Source organism: Gracilibacillus salitolerans (assembly GCF_009650095.1).
Taxonomy (GTDB): Bacteria; Bacillota; Bacilli; order Bacillales; family Amphibacillaceae; genus Gracilibacillus; species Gracilibacillus salitolerans.
Genome location: NZ_CP045915.1, coordinates 652,643 through 674,195, shown reverse-complemented (window position 1 = coordinate 674,195; position 21,553 = coordinate 652,643). Strand labels below are relative to the sequence as shown.

General features: G+C 40.9%; 14 protein-coding genes, 2 tRNA genes and 3 rRNA genes. 3 read left to right on the top strand and 16 right to left on the bottom strand.

Features of this window, described 5'->3' with window-relative positions; all coding sequences use genetic code 11:
- Nucleotides 1-18 precede the first annotated feature (18 nt).
- The 5 genes from GI584_RS03415 to groES all read right to left on the bottom strand — a co-directional run bounded on the left by GI584_RS03415 (nt 19) and on the right by groES (nt 7,966).
- Nucleotides 19-1,515 carry a spore germination protein gene (locus GI584_RS03415; protein ID WP_228552334.1) on the bottom strand — a complete coding sequence of 499 codons (1,497 nt, stop codon included), beginning with the start codon at nt 1,513-1,515 and terminating at the stop codon, nt 19-21.
- Nucleotides 1,516-2,463: 948 nt separating this feature from the next.
- On the bottom strand, nt 2,464-4,281 hold the full coding sequence (locus GI584_RS03410) for a LysM peptidoglycan-binding domain-containing protein (protein WP_153790233.1): 1,818 nt from the start codon (nt 4,279-4,281) through the stop codon (nt 2,464-2,466).
- An 843-nt stretch (nt 4,282-5,124) separates the two neighbouring features.
- On the bottom strand, nt 5,125-5,463 hold the full coding sequence (locus GI584_RS03405; protein WP_153790232.1) for a LysM peptidoglycan-binding domain-containing protein: 339 nt from the start codon (nt 5,461-5,463) through the stop codon (nt 5,125-5,127).
- Nucleotides 5,464-5,973: 510 nt separating this feature from the next.
- Entirely contained in the window at nt 5,974-7,611 is a 1,638-nt protein-coding gene (gene groL, locus GI584_RS03400; RefSeq protein ID WP_100362034.1) for a chaperonin GroEL, read from the bottom strand.
- Nucleotides 7,612-7,681: 70 nt separating this feature from the next.
- On the bottom strand, nt 7,682-7,966 hold the full coding sequence (gene groES / locus GI584_RS03395; protein ID WP_153790231.1) for a co-chaperone GroES: 285 nt from the start codon (nt 7,964-7,966) through the stop codon (nt 7,682-7,684).
- Between the two features lie 336 nt (nt 7,967-8,302).
- Here groES and GI584_RS03390 point away from each other — a divergent pair, with 336 nt between their 5' ends.
- Both GI584_RS03390 and GI584_RS03385 read left to right on the top strand, forming a co-directional pair.
- Complete coding sequence (locus GI584_RS03390; RefSeq protein WP_100362040.1) at nt 8,303-9,010, top strand: CPBP family intramembrane glutamic endopeptidase; 708 nt, start codon at nt 8,303-8,305, stop codon at nt 9,008-9,010.
- A 7-nt stretch (nt 9,011-9,017) separates the two neighbouring features.
- On the top strand, nt 9,018-9,227 hold the full coding sequence (locus GI584_RS03385; protein ID WP_153790230.1) for a YdiK family protein: 210 nt from the start codon (nt 9,018-9,020) through the stop codon (nt 9,225-9,227).
- Between the two features lie 115 nt (nt 9,228-9,342).
- Here the strand turns inward: GI584_RS03385 and GI584_RS03380 are convergent, their stop codons facing one another.
- On the bottom strand, nt 9,343-9,990 hold the full coding sequence (locus tag GI584_RS03380; protein ID WP_153790229.1) for a redox-sensing transcriptional repressor Rex: 648 nt from the start codon (nt 9,988-9,990) through the stop codon (nt 9,343-9,345).
- A 171-nt stretch (nt 9,991-10,161) separates the two neighbouring features.
- Between GI584_RS03380 and GI584_RS03375 the strand changes: the two genes are divergently transcribed.
- On the top strand, nt 10,162-12,090 hold the full coding sequence (locus tag GI584_RS03375) for an ABC-F family ATP-binding cassette domain-containing protein (protein ID WP_153790228.1): 1,929 nt from the start codon (nt 10,162-10,164) through the stop codon (nt 12,088-12,090).
- 515 nt (nt 12,091-12,605) lie between these two features.
- Here GI584_RS03375 and tsaD read toward each other — a convergent pair.
- From tsaD to GI584_RS03325, 10 genes are all read right to left on the bottom strand, one after another.
- Nucleotides 12,606-13,634 (bottom strand): tRNA (adenosine(37)-N6)-threonylcarbamoyltransferase complex transferase subunit TsaD, encoded by a 1,029-nt coding sequence (gene tsaD / locus GI584_RS03370; protein WP_100362044.1) that lies wholly within the window; start codon nt 13,632-13,634, stop codon nt 12,606-12,608.
- On the bottom strand, nt 13,631-14,077 hold the full coding sequence (rimI, locus tag GI584_RS03365) for a ribosomal protein S18-alanine N-acetyltransferase (RefSeq protein WP_153790227.1): 447 nt from the start codon (nt 14,075-14,077) through the stop codon (nt 13,631-13,633). The genes tsaD and rimI overlap by 4 nt, the downstream gene beginning before the upstream one ends.
- Complete coding sequence (gene tsaB / locus GI584_RS03360) at nt 14,070-14,768, bottom strand: tRNA (adenosine(37)-N6)-threonylcarbamoyltransferase complex dimerization subunit type 1 TsaB (protein ID WP_153790226.1); 699 nt, start codon at nt 14,766-14,768, stop codon at nt 14,070-14,072. Before tsaB ends, rimI begins: the two co-directional genes overlap by 8 nt.
- Nucleotides 14,765-15,220: a tRNA (adenosine(37)-N6)-threonylcarbamoyltransferase complex ATPase subunit type 1 TsaE gene (tsaE, locus tag GI584_RS03355; RefSeq protein WP_100362047.1), complete on the bottom strand. Its 456-nt coding sequence runs from the start codon at nt 15,218-15,220 to the stop codon at nt 14,765-14,767. The genes tsaB and tsaE overlap by 4 nt, the downstream gene beginning before the upstream one ends.
- 4 nt (nt 15,221-15,224) lie before the next feature.
- Nucleotides 15,225-16,202, bottom strand: coding sequence for a thiamine-phosphate kinase (gene thiL / locus GI584_RS03350; RefSeq protein ID WP_153790225.1), 978 nt, complete (start codon nt 16,200-16,202; stop codon nt 15,225-15,227).
- 174 nt (nt 16,203-16,376) lie between these two features.
- Nucleotides 16,377-16,453: transfer RNA gene (locus GI584_RS03345), tRNA-Asp, on the bottom strand.
- A gap of 74 nt (nt 16,454-16,527) precedes the next feature.
- Nucleotides 16,528-16,604 (bottom strand) — tRNA-Met (locus GI584_RS03340).
- A 36-nt stretch (nt 16,605-16,640) separates the two neighbouring features.
- A 5S ribosomal RNA gene (gene rrf / locus GI584_RS03335) occupies nt 16,641-16,757 on the bottom strand.
- A gap of 71 nt (nt 16,758-16,828) precedes the next feature.
- Nucleotides 16,829-19,740: ribosomal RNA gene (locus tag GI584_RS03330) — 23S ribosomal RNA — on the bottom strand.
- A gap of 173 nt (nt 19,741-19,913) precedes the next feature.
- A 16S ribosomal RNA gene (locus tag GI584_RS03325) occupies nt 19,914-21,476 on the bottom strand.
- Together the 16S, 23S and 5S rRNA genes with 2 tRNA genes alongside form the textbook arrangement of a ribosomal RNA operon.
- Nucleotides 21,477-21,553: the final 77 nt, after the last annotated feature.

Genomic DNA, 21,553 nt, shown 5'->3' with positions numbered 1-21,553 from the left:
TCTTGAAAAAGAAATAAGTTATTCGTTATTATAGTCATCCTCGATATCTTTATGCTTTTTGACATTGTACCTATGCAACTTTAGAGGTCTAAAGAAGGTATACCGTTTAGTCGTGACACTTAAAGAAGACCGAATAAAACTATCGTTTAGATCTCTGTACCTGAATGGGTATAGAGGTGCCAAATAGGGTGTGCCAAGAGATTTTAACCTTATTAGATGGCACAGGATAAAAGTAAGACCCAGGGTTACCCCAAAACCTCCCCATATTGCAGCTAAGAGAATAAGTGGGAATCTTAATATCCGAATCGTATTAGACATCTTGAAAGTAGGAGTAGTAAAAGAAGCAAGTGCTGAAAGAGCTACGATGATTAATAAAATGTTACTTGTAAGTGCAGCTTGAACAGCAGCTTGCCCAATTACAATACCTCCAACAATTCCCAGAGTTTGGCCTACTTTTGTCGGAAGTCTGGCTCCTGCTTCTCTCAAGAGTTCTATTGTAATTTCTAAAAATAAAGCTTCCAGTAAAGGAGGAAACGGGACATTTGCCCTTGACATGATTAACGGAGTTAACAGATCTTCCGGAATGATTGCATAATGGTGTGTTAATACTGCGACATATAATGATGTTGCAAAAATTGAAAAAAGGACACCTATAAATCGTATTAATCGAAAGAAAGACCCTACTGGCCACGGTGAGTAATAATCCTCTGGTGATATAAAAAAGTTAAATATACTGGTAGGTCCTGCGATAACATAAGGTGAACCGTCACTAATAACGATTACTTGTCCACTTAAAAGCATAAACTTTGTACGATCTAAACGTTCTGTAGACATAAATAGCGGAAAAGGTGTATTTGAGTTATCAGAAATAATCTGATCTAGAACTGAACTATCGAATATAACATCCATATCTAAATCCTCAATACGTTGTTTCATTGTTTGAATGTGCTGTGGATTTGCAATTCCATCAATATATCCAATCATAACCCGAGTATTTGAAAGAGATCCTTTAGTAAATTCTTTAAAAACAAGATCGTCGGATGTAATTTGCCTTCTTAATAGGCTGAGGTTTGTATCAAGATCTTCGACAAAGCCCACATTTGGTCCGATTACACTATATTCATTTTCAGCATCATTAAAATCTCTATAACCCTTCGTTCCATTCGAAAGATTAACCAAAATACCATTCTCAGGAGTTTTCGTTAAATGAATAAAAATGTAGCCTTTTGTCAGTTTGTTTATGAATACTTTAGCATCGGAAGTGATTTCTCGATCTTCTATAGGTATGGTATTCATTACATCCGTAAGTTCTGTAAATACCTCCTCTGTAGATTGAATATATGGAAGGAGATGATGATGAATTTTTTTTTCATCAATAAGGCTCTTATAATAGGAAAAATATATGGGTGACTCATTGAGGTTTTTAGTGGAAAATTGGTAAAAATCATCAGATTTAGAAACCTCTTTAAACAAATTATGTATTGAATTGTTTTTTTGTTTTATGAAATTCCGCAAGGAACACTCACCTCCCCATATGAAAACAATCAAGTATTATTCTTGGTTAGTTTAGGCAATTTCTGGTGTTTTATGTATTTGTGTTCGATGAATACTCATGCTGATTTGGACACAAGAAAAAGGGATTAAAAACACAGTAAAAAACGTCAATAGATCTATAATTCCTCCTATTTCGACTTACAGGAAATCATTTTTTATTGAACTTACCTGTTCAGTTAGCTTAAGTACATTCTTACAAAAAGTCCATTAAAAATGAAGAACTTTACTGCACAGTATACGTCTACTACGCAATATAAGAGTTACTCCACAATCTGTACCGTTTGTTGAATAAAAACTTTAACAATGACGGAATCGGAATTATTCCTCATCTATTATAATATACCGCCAAAACACACAAAGATTAAATGACAAATACACACAATTACAGCTTTTAATAATTACTCGTTACTAAAAACACAAAAAAAAGGACTTCCATTAAGTTTTACACTTAATGGAAGTCCTCTCAGTTAAAATTCTTTCAAAACATGAGCTAAAACATGAGCACAAGCAATGATATATTTGCTTGTTAACATTGATGTAACAAGGTTTTATAACCTATATTACATCATGCCGCCCCTAAGGTGAGAGTGTGTAATATCTTTCATTCTGTGTGCTAAAAGTGCGATATATCAAAGATTGTCTAAATTCTTACTGTAACATCTTTAACGGAGTTTTACCGTTTTTCACTCGATTGCGTTAGCAAAATGTTAGCATTGCAGATAAAATGATGTAGGGGAGGTTATCTAAAGCTGACCACAACTATGAGTTACATTTGTAGAGGGAAGGAATTTTAAGATATGAAGACATACAAAGAACTAGATCCCTGCTAAATGCAAAAAACTATTTCCTTAATTTCTTCAAAACTATCACAAAGAAAGCATCAGGGAGAAAGTACCTGTCCCTTTATCCCTACAACAAAAAAGTAAGAGTCGTGCTTATTTCAGATATATGGTTCTGGTCTGCCCATAATATAAAGTAATTGTAAGTTTTTCCATCAATTTGAATCGGTGTAGGGTACTGAACGATTAAAGCAGCTTGACCGCGCATTTCAAAAGGTTGGTCTTCAGAAGGGAAAATCAAGCATGCTTCTTGTTTTTCAATTTGTGTGTTAAAAATGCGTGGTTCTGTACCGTATGGTAAGAGTTGGTGGAATGCTTCATTCTGGCACACAGTATTAATTGTTTCATCTGAAAAAATCGCTGCAATCTGGAAGAAACCATCCGGGCCTTCGTATCTTTCGTCAGTTACTCTTTGCCAATGTGAAGGATATTGAAACCTGACGTTATAGGTCATATTGGTGTAGGTCTTTTTCAACGGAGAAACTGCCATAGACGACCATTGCAAAGCCGTAATCAATACTCCTTCAATTAATCGAATCGGAACAGGATGGTTTACATCCATTACCCACATTTCACTCGCTGCTCCCTCGTAGTTACATCCCGAAAGATAGGCAATTTTTCTGCCATCTGGTGACCATGTAACAGGAGTGGCAAAGCAATCCGAGATTGCCCTTGTTCGATCGTTTTCTCCTTGTCTTCCCGTTGTTCTGATCAGTGAAAAATATCCGATGTCTTCATATGCCGTCGCACTATAAGCAATTGTCGATGAATCAGGAGACCATACCGGAAAGTAATTCTTCCCAAGCGGTCCTCCGCTCACTTCAAATACGTTACCAGTTGAAATTTCTATAGTAAAAATAATCGAGATACTTACACCAGGAGTTGTATAAAATGCATACGATCCATTCGGAGAAAGTCGAACATGATTAAGTGCTCCCGCTGTATTTTCGGTAATTTGTCGCTTACCTGTTCCATCCGTCCGAATCCGGAAAAGCTGACTGATTCCTGATGCATCTGGGGCTTGAAACAGCAGTTCAACACCGCTCGGAAACCAATGGACATCGGTTGCACTTGGCTGGTTTATTCTTTCAGCTTTATGTGTAATAACATTGTACAAAATAATGTCATCTTGCTTCGGATACACGATTTTTTTACTATCAGGTGACCAATGTATATAACCCCCTAACCCATCTTCGAACTGATCAATACGGGCAACTGCACCTTCAGCTACTTGAACGACATAGAGAATGCCATCTTTCCCGACAAAAGCGATTCTGCTACTGTCTGGTGACCAATAAGGAACCGAAAATGATTCCCCTAAGCCTGTTGTAAGTTGTACATTCACACCATTACTAGGGTTATATAACCATATATCATAATCTCCCCCACGATTGGATGTATAGGCAATCAATCCTTGGTCCCCAGGAGGAGCATAAGGAATGATAAGCCTCATCCCCGGAAACAGATCATAGGAAGGAAGCCTATTCACCTGCCTAATTAGCTCAAAATTGCTGTGTCCCCCTGTCATTACGTTATAGCGTCTTGCGATTTGAAAAAGCGTGTCACCAGGTTGAACAACATAGTAAGGAACACCAGGAGGAACTTTTAACAGCTGCCCGACATGGATCACATAAGGAGGAAGAAGCCTATTTGCTTCGAAAATAACAGCCAGAGGAACACCGTAATATTGAGCAATTTTAAAAACCGTATCTCCAGGTCTTACACGTATAACATCAACACCAGGGGGAACAGCAAGCTGTTGCCCTACATAAATCATATAAGGGGGACCAAGATTGTTTGCGGCAATAAGAGACTCAACCGGAAGCTCCCATCGCTTCGCAATCAGATACAGCGAATCACCGGGAAGGACTTTGTAAAAAAGTTGCATCACTTAACCCTCCATTAAATTAATTTATCTACTCAATAATAAATTCGATATAAAATGAGACTGCTTTTTCGATGAAACCTATCAACTGAAATAACCAGAAATAAAGTGAAACTTCAATTAGTGGGGGGTTATTCATCCTCCACTGATTGTTAGTTGAACCAATCGGGCTGTTAGCGTTCGTTATCTCCCACCTAAACATCTTTGTTTTACTTCATGTTTTGAGGTGGGAGTCTTAAAGACGGTTGCACCGGGATAACTACAGTCTTTCCACTTTATTTACATATATAAGGAAACCGTTACACCATTACTATTTCATTAAACCCGACCCGAGGCATATATCCCGTTTGGCCAGTTCCGGAAATTTGAATGAGGTCATAAATTTGTACATCTCCCCGTGGACCTTCTTCCCCAGTAGGACTCGGAACATTCCCTCTTAATACTATGACCGGAATTCCTTTAGGTATTGTTATGCTAGATGAAGCAAAGTTTGGTTGATTGAATAAAACTGTATCTGCAGTAATAATATGGATAGACTTTGACCAAAAGGGAATTAACTAAAAACGCTGCAATGCAAATCGAGCGAGTTCGACAATGAATAGAGCTTGATCATTTAGGGCTTCTTCTTGCAGAGCCAATCGGGTCCCGACTCCTGTTCCGATTCTTCCTAAGCTCAATACAGTGTAGAAACGTTCCGCATCACATGAATGCCTTACTAAAGGTAACAGATTAGGAACCGCCCTCTCACCTAGTGCCTCCCATAGAAATGTTCCAAGATAATAGATTCCATGTGGTTGGAGAGAAGATATCTCCTCACATGGCACACCACCAATCCGATTCCATTCGTTAAACAGCTGGATCAGGTTGCTCGAATCGGACTAATAGTTCACTGCCTGCAAATATTTGGTTTGGATCTCTAATTTGGTTGGCTGCAGCAAGTGACACAATACTTTGTGAAAACTGATTCGCAAGGCAACCTAATGTATCTCCATAGAGAATAACATAGTAGGGATATACTCCTGATTTAGGCAAATCGATTCCTAGATCCGGCATAATAAGCGGTTGACCAGGAAAAATAAGGTTTGGATTACATATCACATTTGCCTCCAATATACCTCCAACGGTTGTACCCAACCTCGCGGCAATACCCGCTAGTGTGTCACCCGACTTTACAACATATAACATGTATCCCCCCCTCCTGCCTATATGCTATTCACCTAGACTGTCAAAGATTCAACTAAATAGTGTTCATTGTTAATTCCAAATGTATTTTTTTCTTTTTTGTTTACCATTCCTACTTTGTTACTTCATTAAGAAATTGAGCAATCCCTTTTGTACGTAATAAAATAGAGCCTAGATGAATACTTCTAGGCTTATTCTTATTCATTAATCCTTTAAAGTTTCGGGAAGATATATTCCCATCAGCATCCATCAAACAAATCTAATAGTTAAATGTTTGATTTGAGCTATTTTTCTCGACTTCTAATACATTTACGGAACGGTACGGTCATACCGATAATCAAATTACGAAGAATGTATATCTATATGTAACACATGAAATGAAAAAAGAAGCTTCCCAAAAGTTTTGTCAACTTATGAGAAGCATCTAAAATTAAGCACTATATTTTGCAAAATGTTAGCATTTTGTTATCAAAACACTTAAAAAAACTTATATATCAAGGGGCTAAGCAGCTATCACATCATGCCGCCCATTCCGCCCATGCCACCCATTCCACTCATGTCAGGGGCACCACCAGCGTCTTCTTCTGGTAAGTCAGCTACTACAGCTTCAGTCGTTAGGAACATAGCCGCTACAGATGCAGCGTTTTGAAGCGCGGAACGAGTAACTTTTGTTGGGTCTACGATACCAGCATCGATCATGTTTACCCACTCACCAGTTGCTGCGTTGAAGCCAATTCCAACTTTTTCACCTTTTAGACGTTCTACAATAATAGAACCTTCAAGTCCTGAGTTTGCTGCGATTTGACGAACTGGCTCTTCAAGTGCACGAAGAACGATGTTAACACCAGTCGCTTCGTCACCTTCAAGGTTAAGTTCAGAAACTTGCTTGTAAACGTTAAGTAGTGCAGTACCACCACCAGAAACGATTCCTTCTTGAACCGCTGCACGAGTTGAGTTCAATGCATCCTCAATACGTAGCTTACGTTCTTTTAATTCTGTTTCTGTTGCAGCACCAACTTTAACTACTGCTACACCACCAGCAAGCTTCGCAAGACGTTCTTGTAATTTTTCCTTGTCAAATTCAGAAGTAGTTTCTTCTACTTGTGCACGAATTTGTGCTACACGAGAAGAAATTTGTTCTGGATCACCAGATCCTTCTACGATTGTAGTATTTTCTTTAGTAACCACTACTTTAGAAGCGCGACCTAATTGCTCAATAGTTGTGTTTTTAAGCTCTAAACCAAGGTCTTCTGTAATTACTTCAGCGCCAGTTAATACAGCAATATCTTCAAGCATTGCTTTACGACGGTCACCGAATCCAGGAGCTTTTACAGCTACTGCGTTGAATGTACCACGAAGTTTATTTACAACTAATGTAGCAAGCGCTTCGCCTTCTACATCTTCAGCGATTAATAATAGTGGTTTACCTTGTTGTACTACTTGCTCTAGTACAGGTAATACTTCTTGAATATTATTAATTTTCTTATCTGTAATTAAAATGTAAGGATCTTCAAGATCTGCTTCCATTTTGTCTTGATCTGTTACCATGTATGGAGAAGCGTATCCACGATCGAATTGCATACCTTCTACCACTTCAAGCTCAGTGTTAAATCCTTTAGATTCTTCGATAGTGATAACACCATCGTTACCTACACGTTCCATTGCTTCTGCAATTAATTGTCCTACCTCGTTATCACCAGAAGAGATAGAAGCAACTTGTGCAATAGATTCTTTACTTTCAATAGGCTTAGATACTTTTCGAAGTTCTTCAGTCGCAATTTCAACAGCATTTTCAATTCCTCGACGTACACCTACTGGGTTAGCACCAGATGCAACGTTTTTCAAACCTTCTTGAATCATTGCTTGTGCTAATACTGTTGCAGTTGTTGTACCATCACCAGCTACATCATTTGTTTGAGAAGCAACCTCTGATACTAGCTGTGCACCCATGTTTTCGAATTTATCTTCTAATTCGATTTCTTTTGCAATGGTTACACCATCATTTGTGATTAGTGGTGAACCATATTTTTTATCTAATACAACGTTACGACCTTTTGGCCCTAAAGTTACTTTCACTGCATTTGCAAGCGTATCTACTCCGCGAAGCATTGCGCGACGTGCGTCTTCACTAAATTTTAATTCTTTAGCCATTTTGAAAAAACCTCCTTAAAATTTGGAAAAATGTTATGCTATTTATCGTTAAAGCTCTTCGTTATTTTACTTAGCTTACTACTGCTAAAATGTCACTCTCACGAAGAATTAAGTATTCTTTACCTTCATATTTCACTTCTGTACCAGCAAATTTAGAGAAAATAATAGTGTTTCCTTCTTCAACTTCAAGTGCCACTTTCTCACCATTGTCTGTTACACGACCAGAACCAACAGCTACAACCTTTCCTTCTTGTGGTTTTTCCTTCGCAGAATCTGGAAGAACAATTCCACTCGCTGTTTTTTCTTCTTGTGCTACAAGCTCAATAACGACACGATCACCTAATGGTTTAAGCATCTTTTTTTACCTCCTTGGTTTTCTCATTCATTATTTTATTGATTATTAGCACTCAATCAAGAGGAGTGCTAACACAATTATTATAATAATGAAATCTATATTTTTTTGCAAGTATTTTACTAGCGTTTTCCTAAAAAAATTTTATTACGGACGCTAACTTCCTGATAAGTTTCGCTAACCATAAATTGGAGTAAGCCCCTCCACTTATGGGAGTCTCACTTCACGGAAAAATACTCACATAATTCTATGTGTAGACGAAGTATTTCAATTTTATTCTAAATTTATGTTAAAATACGTATCATGACATTAAAAAGAGTTTAAGGGAGTCGTTATACTTTGCCAAGAAAATATATTTATTTGATCATAACGTATGTTGCAATGCAGCTTTCCAGTATATTAGCATTGCCGTTTCTGCCATATATTGAAGATCGAGATACTTTCTCCGTCGCATGGTCAGTCATGAGTTTCGCAGTGGCACTCGTTATTTCTCTGATTGTATTACGTGATGAAATGCAGGATTTCTTTCAAGCAAGGGAGAAAAAAGTCTGGACAATTATATTGTGGTCATTTCTTGGTTTTATTTTAGTCATGATTTCACAATATGTCGCGATTGCTATTGAAACATTTGTATTTGGCATACAGCCTGGTTCTGAAAATACGATGGACTTAATGAATGTTGCACGACAAGCACCAATTTTTATCGTAATTATTTCCGTGTTCGGACCTATTTTAGAAGAACTCGTGTTTCGAAAAGCTATTTTTGGGTCACTTTATAAAAGAATGAATTTCTTTTTGGCCGCACTGTTATCTGGTGTGATTTTTGCAGCTGTTCATATGGATTTCGAACACATTTTAACTTACACAGCAGTAGGAATGGTATTTTCTTTCTTATATGTAGAGACAAAACGTATTATTGTTCCCATTATTGCGCACATGTCAATTAATACTTTCGCTGTGATTGCACAGTTATCGGTGGATCCAGAAGAACTTGAACGACAATTGGAGCAAATGGAACAATTAATGATGATTCTTATTGGAGGATAATAGTATTATGCGTATTTCACCCTTACGTTCTGCCATTTTTTACATTGCATTAGGCGCATTATTTACCTATATCGCAATCCAATCGGCAGATGAGACTGTATTAAATTTTATTACCATTGCATTAGCTACCTTTGCAACAATTGATTTTGTAGTTGCAGTAAGATTAATAAATTTACACTTCCGCATTAAAAAAGCAAATGAGAATAAGAAAGAATAGACTCGAGCTTTTAGCTCGAGTCTTTTTTTCTGGTTAAAGCGGCAAGCTCCGTTTTGAATGATTTCGTAATGGAATAAGTTTTTATACGCGATTAGGAAAGATTATTCTCTCCTTTTTACTCTTCTCCTTCATTCTCTAACGGATAATGCTTCATAAAATAGGCAAGTGATTGTAATTCTACTGCTAAGTCGATATGATGAACGCGTACATTTTCCGGAACGGTAATTCTTGCCGGGGTGAAGTTCAAAATACCGCTTATTCCCGCTTTTACTAGACGATCGGTAATGTTTTGCGCTTCGGATACAGGTACAGTCAAAATCGCAACGGAAATATTTTCAAGATTATTTTCTAAATCCTCAATGTGGTGAATTTGTATATTCCCAATCGTTTTTCCTACCTTACCTTTGTCTGCATCAAAAGCTACTTCAATTTTTGTATTATTATTTTTGGTGAAATTATAATTTAAAAAAGCGGTTCCTAAATTACCAACACCTATTAGAGCAACTGGCGTATTTTCATCTTGATCCAATGTCTTACGGAAAAAGCCTAGCAAGTATTCGACATTATAGCCATATCCCTTTTTTCCTAAGGCACCAAAATAGGAAAAATCACGTCTGATTGTAGCAGAATCGACTTTAATCGCATCACTTAATTCTTTTGAAGATACACGGGATTTTCCTTGAATGTGAAGATTATTTAAAAATCGATAATATAATGGTAAACGTTTTGCTGTCGCTTGTGGTATTTTATTTTGATTCATCATCATTCATTCCCCTTACTATTGATCGGTTGGATTTGTGAATGTTTTTACTTACTTTTTATTCTAACAGAAAAGCTAGTAAATGTCGTGAAATAATTCACTTAACCCAAAACCAACTGTGCTTGCAGTGGTATCTGCTTTCCGATACACTTAATATATTAGAGGTGAAAACAGATGATTTATTTACAAGTAAACAATTTAACCAAAAGATTCGGTGCAGAACTGATCTTATCTAATATAAAACTAGAGATAAAAAAGAACGATCGTATCGCTATTGTTGGACGTAATGGTGCTGGTAAATCCACACTTTTAAATATTATTTCCAATCAACTCGGTTATGATGAAGGGGAAATTCATAAACCGAAAGAGGTTTCTTTAGGTTATCTTGCTCAACATTCTGGCTTAGATTCCAATGAAACCATTTGGGATGAGATGCTCAAGATATTTGAACATTTTCAAAAGGAAGAAAAAGCATTACGACGGATGGAACAGCAAATGGGGGAGCCTGACTTACTTGCAGATAGGGAACGCTACGAGCAACTTCTTGCCAGTTATGACCAAAAACAGGAAGATTTCAAGCTTGCTGGTGGTTATCAATATGAAGCAGACATTAAAGCCGTGTTAAATGGTCTGGATTTTCCAGAAAGCATGTGGACAACTTCGATCGCTACGCTAAGTGGTGGACAAAAAACAAGATTAGCTTTAGGGAAACTATTATTAACAAAACCAGACATTCTCATTTTAGATGAACCAACCAACCATTTGGATATACAGACGTTAACGTGGTTGGAAGGATATTTAAACAGTTATCAAGGTGCTGTCGTTATCGTATCTCACGACCGCTATTTCTTAGATAAAACAGTGAATATCGTCTATGAAATCTCTCGTCATCACTCTAGTAAATATCACGGAAACTATAGTAAATACTTACAACAAAAAGCTGCTAATTATGACCGTGATCTCAAGCTTTATGAGAAACAACAAAGTGAAATTAAAAGGATGGAAGAATTCATCCAGAAGAACATCGTACGTGCATCTACTACAAAACGGGCCCAAAGCAGACGAAAACAACTAGAAAAAATGGAAGTGATGGACAGACCAGCAGGCGAAGAGAGCTCTGCTAAGTTCTCGTTTTCCATTGAACGGAGAAGTGGGAATGATGTTTTAAAAATTAACGACTTGGCATTCCACTATCAATCGGCAGACCCATTCATTTTTTCTAATCTTAATTTGCATATTGAACGAGGGGATAGTATTGCATTGGTCGGACCGAATGGTGTCGGTAAGTCGACTTTATTAAAGACGATCATCGGACAGTTAGATCCTGCTTCAGGGGAGATTCAACTTGGAACGAATGTACAGATTGGCTATTATGATCAGGAGCAAACACAATTAAATACAAAGAAAACGGTTCTAAATGAACTTTGGGATGATTACCCGGGTATGAATGAAAAAGACATTCGTACCATTCTAGGTAACTTCCTTTTCACCGGAGATGATGTGTTACGTAACGTATCGGCATTAAGTGGTGGAGAAAAAGCAAGACTAGCCTTAGCCAAATTAATGATGGAAAAAGCAAACTTCTTACTACTTGATGAGCCGACCAACCATTTGGATTTAGATAGTAAAGAAGTGTTGGAAGCAGCACTAATCGATTATCCGGGATCAATTTTGTTCGTCTCTCACGACCGTTATTTTATTAATAAGTTAGCCACACATGTCCTGGAAATGCAGTCTGACAAAACCACCCTCTACTTAGGTGATTATGATTACTATGTAGATAAAAAACAAGAGGAACGGGAACTGGCTGAACTTAAAAAGGCAGAAAAGAAAACCGTAGAGGAGACGACGGATAACACAAAATCCAATTATGAAAAAGAAAAGCAGCAAAAAAAAGAAAAGCGTAAAAAAGAGCGTCGAATTAAGGAAATTGAAGATGAGATTGAACAGCTTGAGTTAGAAATGGAAGAAATGGATCGAATGTTGTGTGATCCTGATGTTTTCCAAGATCATGAAAAAGCATTGGAGCTGACCAATAAAAACGATTCCTTAAAGGCACAAATGGAAATATTAATGGAAGAGTGGGAAAGTTTACACGAATAGTCATAAAGGGTATTTTGCACAGTAGGCATAATGCCCTTTTTTATTTTACTTATCCTCATTTATACACACCTTTATCCACTTATTCAGTACTAGCAAATCAGTTATTAAGATGTTTGTCCACATTATCCACAATCACACACCATTTTATCCACAGTTTTCCATCATTATTAAAGCTTGATATCATAAGGTTTATATAACAGTCCACATTTAGAGAGATTTTATTGTGGATAAAAAATACTATGGATTATTAGTGATTACTTTCGCTCCTTCTGGAATTACATGAAGAACAAAAGCGCAAGCGCCCGATTAGAAACGTAGCGACTTCAGAATCTACTGAGATAAAGGAATCACGGTGAGGCTTGCGAGCCGATGATGACTTATCGTAGGGCGATTCGTGAAGTCGCCTAGTTTCTGGGCGCTGAAGCTGGACGTGGCTCATCACGCTCACCTTTATCCACAGGATCAAATTTTATAATATCCTAGACCATGAAAAAACGCTAGAACGTGTTAGCGTTCTAGCGTGATCTTCTTGCGTATCTTTCTAGGCTTAAGCTTGGGTTTGCATTTAAATCCCATTGCGCACGGTGACCTTGCTTGAAAGCAATAGATCCTGCTGCTGCAATCATCGCTGCATTATCTGTGCAAAGTGATAATGTGGGAAATTGTAATTCGACTGTGTCTTCTTGCTGAAACTTAGCCTGCATAGCTGTTCGTAACCCTTTATTAGCTGCCACACCGCCTGCTACAACAACTTGTTTGACACCATATTGTTTTGCAGCATGAAAGGTTTTTTCCGTTAACACTTCCACAACACTTGCCTGAAAACTTGCCGCTACATCTTCTTGTTTTAATGTTTCACCTTTTTGTTTCGCGTTGTGTAATGTATTTATTACTGCTGACTTCAAACCACTAAAACTGAAATCATATGAATTCTCTTCTAACCATGCACGTGGGAAGTCAATATTAGTTTCACCTTTATGTGCTAACTGATCTATTTTGGGACCACCAGGATAAGGTAATTCCAATGTTCTCGCCACTTTATCATACGCTTCACCAGCAGCATCATCTCTTGTTTCCCCAATAATTTCAAAGTCACCATGTTCTTTCATCAAAATCAATTCGGTATGTCCGCCAGAAACGACTAGGGATAATAGTGGAAATTCGAATTCCTTTTCCAACCGGTTAGCATAAATGTGTCCTGCTATATGATGAACACCGACTAATGGTTTTTGATGGGCATATGCTAAGCCTTTCGCTGCATTGACACCTACCAATAGTGCACCGACTAAACCTGGTCCCTCCGTTACAGTAACAGCAGAGATATCCTTCATGGTTAAACCTGCTTTTGCAAATGTTTCTTCTAACACGATTGTGATCTGTTCGACATGATGCCTAGACGCTATTTCTGGAACCACTCCACCAAAACGTTTATGGCTCTCAATTTGAGATGCTACAACATTCGACACAATTTCTCGACCATCTTTTATAATTGCTGCAGCTGTTTCGTCACAACTCGTCTCAATACCTAAAATATATTCACTCATAAATTCACCCACAATACTAAAGCATCTTCTTGATTATCGCTGTAATAATTTTTTCTGATTCCACCTGGCTTCATCCCGAACTTTTTATACATTCTTTGTGCAGTTATATTGGAAACACGCACTTCCAAAGATAAATGGCGAATGCCATGGGCAACTGCATAATTAATTAAGTACTGAAATAATCCTTGTCCATATCCCCTTCCTCTATGAGCTGGATCAATTGCAATATTTGTTATTTGTGCTTCATCTAACACCATCCATGAACCACAAAAGCCTACCACTTTTTCATTTAAGGTGGCTACAAAATATTGTGCATATTGATTCTTATTTAGTTCTTCTTCATAAATGTCATCGGGCCATGGGATCGGAAAGGAGCGTTCGTCTATCCCTTTGACCGCTTCTATATCTGATTCTTTCATTTTACGAAATTGAATCTTAGCCATTTTTTTCTTGTTCCTTTAACCAATTTGCTTCTGCTTCAACTAAACGAATGTAGTTAGGTGTTAACTCATGGAGATTGTCTTCGTTACGCTGTGTACCTAATAAAGCTAATTGACCAGGGCGAGGAAGATGATCAATAGCAGGAGGGAAAATGGCGGACTTTGCTAATTTTTTTCTAATCAAGCCTTGGTGTTGCTTGATATCCTGGCTTAAGAAGATAACAGTTTTTTGATAGCTTTGTAATTCATCTAGCCATTGCTCCATTAAAATATTCTGATCTTCCTTCTTTACATGAATCCGATCATAATTGCTTTCATATAACCCTGTATATACTAATCCTCTACGTGCATCAAAAAAAGGTGAGATGAGCACATTTTGCTGGCGTACATTATGCGCCAATAATTCTAAACTGGATATAGCCACAATCGGAATGTTTAGTGTCCAAGCCATTGTTTTTGCTGTAGCTAGCCCAATACGAACACCAGTATATGAACCTGGACCTTTCGCAACGACAATCCGGTCTAATTGATCTGGAGTTGTCTGAGATTCTTGCATCACATGATCTATTGCTGGCATTAAACCAACCGAGTAATTACGCTTAATGTTCGCAGTGTATTCCGTTTTCACTTCCCCATCTTTACTTATTGCGACTCCTAATACTTGATTAGAAGTATCAATTGCTAACACATTCATGAATATAGCTCCTTACATACTGAATCAAAGTGACCACCAATTGGATGGAAAATTATTTTCCTTGTATGTTCATCGATTCTTTTTATTTGAATCTCTAATCGGTCTTCTGGTAGAAATTCTTCTATAAAGTGCGCCCATTCTACAACGGTAATAGCCTCATCGTTGAAATATTCATCAAAACCAATGTCTTCTTCACTATTCTCCAGCCGATAAACATCCATATGGTATAACGGGATTTCCCCCATATATTCTTTTACAATCGTGAAGGTCGGACTATTAATTGTTCTCCTTACACCAAGGCCTACACCTAAACCTTTTGTGAAAGTTGTTTTTCCTGCACCTAAATCGCCTTCTAGTGTGAGTACATCTCCAGGGTGTAGAAGTAAAGCTAATTTATTTGCTAAACGTCTTGTTTCTTCTTCTGTTTTTGTTTCGAAGATATATTGATTCATTATTTCACCTTCTTAGATGTGTATAACCCGATTTTTTTAATCTATTTGATTCATGATTATGTTGTAACCATACTGTACCATTCTTTTTCAAATCATTTCGTACAGTTCCAATCGCTGAAATTTTGGTATTTGTTTTCATTGCTATCGTCTCAAGTTGCTCCCAGTCTTTTTCTGAAACAGTTCCAATCAATTCAAAATCTTCTCCACCAGATAACATCCAATTGAATTGTTGTTCGGAGGAAAAATTAGATAGTTGTGGATGACTTGGTACTTTATTATATTCAATGAGTAGTGTTTTATCTGAAGCTACCGCTATTTCATTTGCTTCATTTGCAATGCCATCGCTTATATCATTTAAAGACAATCTCTTAATAGCTTCACACTGATTAATAAAAGAAACCCTTGGCATTGGCATTCGATGGCGATCAATAAAATATCGATACTTTTCCCGATCAGTTTGAGAAGCATTCAATAATATATGTAAACCACAAGCAGCATCACCAAGTGTGCCAGTTACAAAGATTATATCATGTTCCTGTGCATCACTGCGATACCTAGCCTTTCCTTTTAAAACAGTCCCTAGTACCGTAATTGAAAGGACTAACTGCTCACCTGATACAGTGTCACCACCAATAAGATCCATGTTAAATACTTTAGCCAGATCATCCATTCCGTGATAAATCTCTTGTAACTCGTCAGCAGACCAGCTGTCTGGTATGGCAATAGATACCACATACGATGTAGGCATTCCACCCATAGCTGCAATATCACTTATATTAGCAGCCAATGCTCGATAACCAATATGAAATGGTTCGGTTGTCTTGGAAGAAAAATGAACATTCTCCACCATCGTATCAACCGTCGTAATAATATCTTTATTAGTATGTCTTACAATCGCCGCATCATCACCAATCCCCTTCACCACTGAAGACTGTCGATAAAAATCCGGCTTAATTGAGCGAATAAAATCAAATTCTTCCAACAATCACACCTCCAAACACATCAACATACACACATCATACCAAAACATGGGACAAGGGGACAGAGGAAACATCTCTTTTCCGTAGTTTGATCCTTATCTATTATAATCATTTTAGACAAACAAAAAAACCTTAAGTATCAAAACTTAAGGTTTTGTTATTTGTTAGTCATAAAATGGCGGTCCGGACGGGACTCGAACCCGCGACCTCCTGCGTGACAGGCAGGCATTCTAACCAACTGAACTACCGGACCAAATTTGATTGCACCCATTGGGCACTACAATTATTTTCTAACAGTGATATTATTTCAGCGTAGCAAAAAAATTTTGGTTGCGGGGGCAAGATTTGAACTTGCGACCTTCGGGTTATGAGCCCGACGAGCTACCAGACTGCTCCACCCCGCGATAATAATAAATAGATCATACATTTTTTTAAAACAAGCCTGGCAACGTCCTACTCTTGCAGGGGCGCGAGCCCCAACTACCATGGGCGCTGGAGAGCTTAACTACTGTGTTCGGCATGGGAACAGGTGTGACCTCTCCGCTATCGCTACCAGACTTCATATAATATTTAAGGGATATACCCTAAAAACTAGATAAGAGTGATGGAACAAGATCAAACAAAATGTATAGTTAAGTCCTCGATCGATTAGTATTCGTCAGCTGCACATGTCACCATGCTTCCACCTCGAACCTATCTACCTCATCGTCTCTGAGGGATCTTACTCTATCGAATAGATGGGAAGTCTCATCTTGAGGGGGGCTTCATGCTTAGATGCTTTCAGCACTTATCCCTTCCACACGTAGCTACCCAGCGATGCTCCTGGCGGAACAACTGGTGCACCAGCGGTGTGTCCATCCCGGTCCTCTCGTACTAAGGACAGCTCCTCTCAAACTTCCAACGCCCACGACGGATAGGGACCGAACTGTCTCACGACGTTCTGAACCCAGCTCGCGTACCGCTTTAATGGGCGAACAGCCCAACCCTTGGGACCGACTACAGCCCCAGGATGCGATGAGCCGACATCGAGGTGCCAAACCTCCCCGTCGATGTGGACTCTTGGGGGAGATAAGCCTGTTATCCCCGGGGTAGCTTTTATCCGTTGAGCGACGGCCCTTCCATTCGGTACCGCCGGATCACTAAGCCCGACTTTCGTCCCTGCTCGACTTGTAGGTCTCGCAGTCAAGCTCCCTTCTGCCTTTACACTCTACGAATGATTTCCAACCATTCTGAGGGAACCTTTGGGCGCCTCCGTTACATTTTAGGAGGCGACCGCCCCAGTCAAACTGCCCACCTGACACTGTCTCCGAACCGGATCACGGTTCTGGGTTAGAAGGTCAATACAGCCAGGGTGGTATCCCACCGGCGCCTCCACGTAAGCTAGCGCTCACGTTTCTCAGGCTCCCACCTATCCTGTACAAGCTGTACCAACATTCAATATCAGGCTACAGTAAAGCTCCACGGGGTCTTTCCGTCCTGTCGCGGGTAATGCGCATCTTCACGCATAGTATAATTTCACCGGGTCTCTCGTTGAGACAGTGCCCAAGTCGTTGCACCTTTCGTGCGGGTCGGAACTTACCCGACAAGGAATTTCGCTACCTTAGGACCGTTATAGTTACGGCCGCCGTTTACTGGGGCTTCGGTTCAACGCTTCGCTAATGCTAACGCATCCCCTTAACCTTCCAGCACCGGGCAGGTGTCAGCCCCTATACTTCGCCTTTCGGCTTCGCAGAGACCTGTGTTTTTGCTAAACAGTCGCTTGGGCCTTTTCACTGCGGCTCCTCCTTAAAGGAGCACCCCTTCTCCCGAAGTTACGGGGTCATTTTGCCGAGTTCCTTAACGAGAGTTCTCCCGATCACCTTAGGATTCTCTCCTCGCCTACCTGTGTCGGTTTGCGGTACGGGCACCCTTTTCCTTGCTAGAGGCTTTTCTTGGCAGCGTGAAATCCGGAACTTCGGTACTCTATTTCCCTCCCGATCACAGCTCAAGCTTGCCAGACGGATTTGCCTATCTGACGCTCTTACTGCTTCGACGCACACATCCAATGGTGCGCATTCCTTATCCTTCTGCGTCCCCCCATCACTCAAACGGAATTGGGTGGTACAGGAATATCAACCTGTTGTCCATCGCCTACGCCTTTCGGCCTCGGCTTAGGCCCCGACTAACCCTGAGCGGACGAGCCTTCCTCAGGAAACCTTAGGCATTCGGTGAAGAAGATTCTCACTTCTTTTTCGCTACTCATACCGGCATTCTCACTTCTAAGCGCTCCACCAGTCCTCACGGTCTGACTTCACTGCACTTAGAACGCTCTCCTACCATTGTTCGAAGAACAATCCGTAGCTTCGGTGATACGTTTAGCCCCGGTATATTTTCGGCGCAGCGTCACTCGACCAGTGAGCTATTACGCACTCTTTAAATGATGGCTGCTTCTAAGCCAACATCCTGGTTGTCTAAGCAACGCCACATCCTTTTCCACTTAACGTATACTTGGGGACCTTAGCTGACGGTCTGGGCTGTTTCCCTTTCGACTATGAACCTTATCACCCATAGTCTGACTCCCAAGGTAATATGATTGGCATTCGGAGTTTGACTGAATTCGGTAACCCGGTGAGGGCCCCTAGTCCAATCAGTGCTCTACCTCCAACATACATCCCTTGAGGCTAGCCCTAAAGCTATTTCGGAGAGAACCAGCTATCTCCGTGTTCGATTGGCATTTCACCCCTACCCACACCTCATCCCCGCATTTTTCAACATACGTGGGTTCGGGCCTCCAGTCAGTGTTACCTGACCTTCACCCTGGACATGGGTAGATCACACGGTTTCGGGTCTACGACCACCTACTATATCGCCCTATTCAGACTCGCTTTCGCTGCGGCTCCGTGTCTTCCACTTAACCTTGCAGGGGATCGTAACTCGCCGGTCCATTCTACAAAAGGTACGCCGTCACCCATGAAAGGGCTCCGACTACTTGTAGGCACACGGTTTCAGGATCTCTTTCACTCCCCTTCCGGGGTGCTTTTCACCTTTCCTCACGGTACTGGTTCACTATCGGTCACTAGGTAGTATTTAGCCTTGGGAGATGGTCCTCCCGGATTCCGACGGAATTTCACGTGTTCCGCCGTACTCAGGATCCACTCCGGAGGAAACACACTTTCGACTACAGGGCTCTTACCTTCTGTCGCGGGTCGTTCCAGACCGCTTCGTCTAATGTGTTTCTTGATAACTCCAATGGAGTGTCCTACAACCCCAAAAAGCAAGCTTTTTGGTTTGGGCTAATTCCGTTTCGCTCGCCGCTACTCGGGAAATCGCGTTTGCTTTCTCTTCCTCCGGGTACTGAGATGTTTCAGTTCCCCGGGTCTGCCTCGTACATCCTATGAATTCAGATGTACGTTCTACTCCATGACGAGTAGAGGGTTTCCCCATTCGGAAATTCTCGGATCAATGCCTACGTACGGCTCCCCGAGACATATCGGTGTTTGTCCCGTCCTTCTTCGGCTCCTAGTGCCAAGGCATCCACCGTGCGCCCTTCTTCACTTAACTATACTTACTATGCTTAACGCATGAAAAAGTCGTTGGTTTTGTTTGATGTCTTGTCATACTCTTATCTAGTTTTCAAGGTACATAATATAAAGAGAATTGATCTCTCAAAACTGAACCAAACAACGCAGTATGTTTTTTGCACCTTGTAAAAAAGGTGTTCCTTTAATCCTTAGAAAGGAGGTGATCCAGCCGCACCTTCCGATACGGCTACCTTGTTACGACTTCACCCCAATCATTGGCCCCACCTTCGGCGGCTGGCTCCAAAGGTTACCCCACCGACTTCGGGTGTTGCCAACTCTCGTGGTGTGACGGGCGGTGTGTACAAGGCCCGGGAACGTATTCACCGTGGCATGCTGATCCACGATTACTAGCGATTCCGGCTTCATACAGGCGAGTTGCAGCCTGCAATCCGAACTGAGAATGGATTTATGGGATTTGCTAATGCGTTGCCGCTTCGCTGCCCTTTGTTCCATCCATTGTAGCACGTGTGTAGCCCAGGTCATAAGGGGCATGATGATTTGACGTCATCCCCACCTTCCTCCGGTTTGTCACCGGCAGTCACCTTAGAGTGCCCAACTTAATGCTGGCAACTAAGATCAAGGGTTGCGCTCGTTGCGGGACTTAACCCAACATCTCACGACACGAGCTGACGACAACCATGCACCACCTGTCATTCGGTCCCCGAAGGGAACTCCCTATCTCTAGGGACATCCGAAGATGTCAAGACCTGGTAAGGTTCTTCGCGTTGCTTCGAATTAAACCACATGCTCCACCGCTTGTGCGGGCCCCCGTCAATTCTTTTGAGTTTCAGCCTTGCGGCCGTACTCCCCAGGCGGAGTGCTTATTGCGTTAACTGCAGCACTAAGGGGCGGAAACCCCCTAACACCTAGCACTCATCGTTTACGGCGTGGACTACCAGGGTATCTAATCCTGTTCGCTCCCCACGCTTTCGCACCTCAGCGTCAGTTACAGACCAGAGAGCCGCCTTCGCCACTGGTGTTCCTCCACATATCTACGCATTTCACCGCTACACGTGGAATTCCGCTCTCCTCTTCTGCACTCAAGTTCCCCAGTTTCCAATGACCGCTTGCGGTTGAGCCGCAAGATTTCACATCAGACTTAAGAAACCGCCTACGCGCGCTTTACGCCCAATAATTCCGGACAACGCTTGCCCCCTACGTATTACCGCGGCTGCTGGCACGTAGTTAGCCGGGGCTTCCTCGATAGGTACCGTCAAGGTACCGCCCTATTTGAACGGTACTTGTTCTTCCCTAACAACAGAACTTTACGATCCGAAAACCTTCTTCGTTCACGCGGCGTTGCTCCGTCAGACTTTCGTCCATTGCGGAAGATTCCCTACTGCTGCCTCCGTAGGAGTCTGGGCCGTGTCTCAGTCCCAGTGTGGCCGATCACCCTCTCAGGTCGGCTACGCATCGTTGCCTTGGTGAGCTCTTACCTCACCAACTAGCTAATGCGCCGCGGGCCCATCTGTAAGTGATAGCCAAAGGCCATCTTTCAACTTCCCTTCATGCGAAGAAAAGTATTATCCGGTATTAGCCCCGGTTTCCCGGAGTTATCCCAGTCTTACAGGCAGGTTGCCCACGTGTTACTCACCCGTCCGCCGCTCGTTCCACAAATGTCACTCCGAAGAGATCTTTTTGCTTCCCGCGCTCGACTTGCATGTATTAGGCACGCCGCCAGCGTTCGTCCTGAGCCAAGATCAAACTCTCAATAAAGTTGACTTGCGCTCGCTTCTATAAGCTAGCTTGTTTCATGTTTAAAATCATACTGGTTGTTTTGTTCAGTTTTCAAA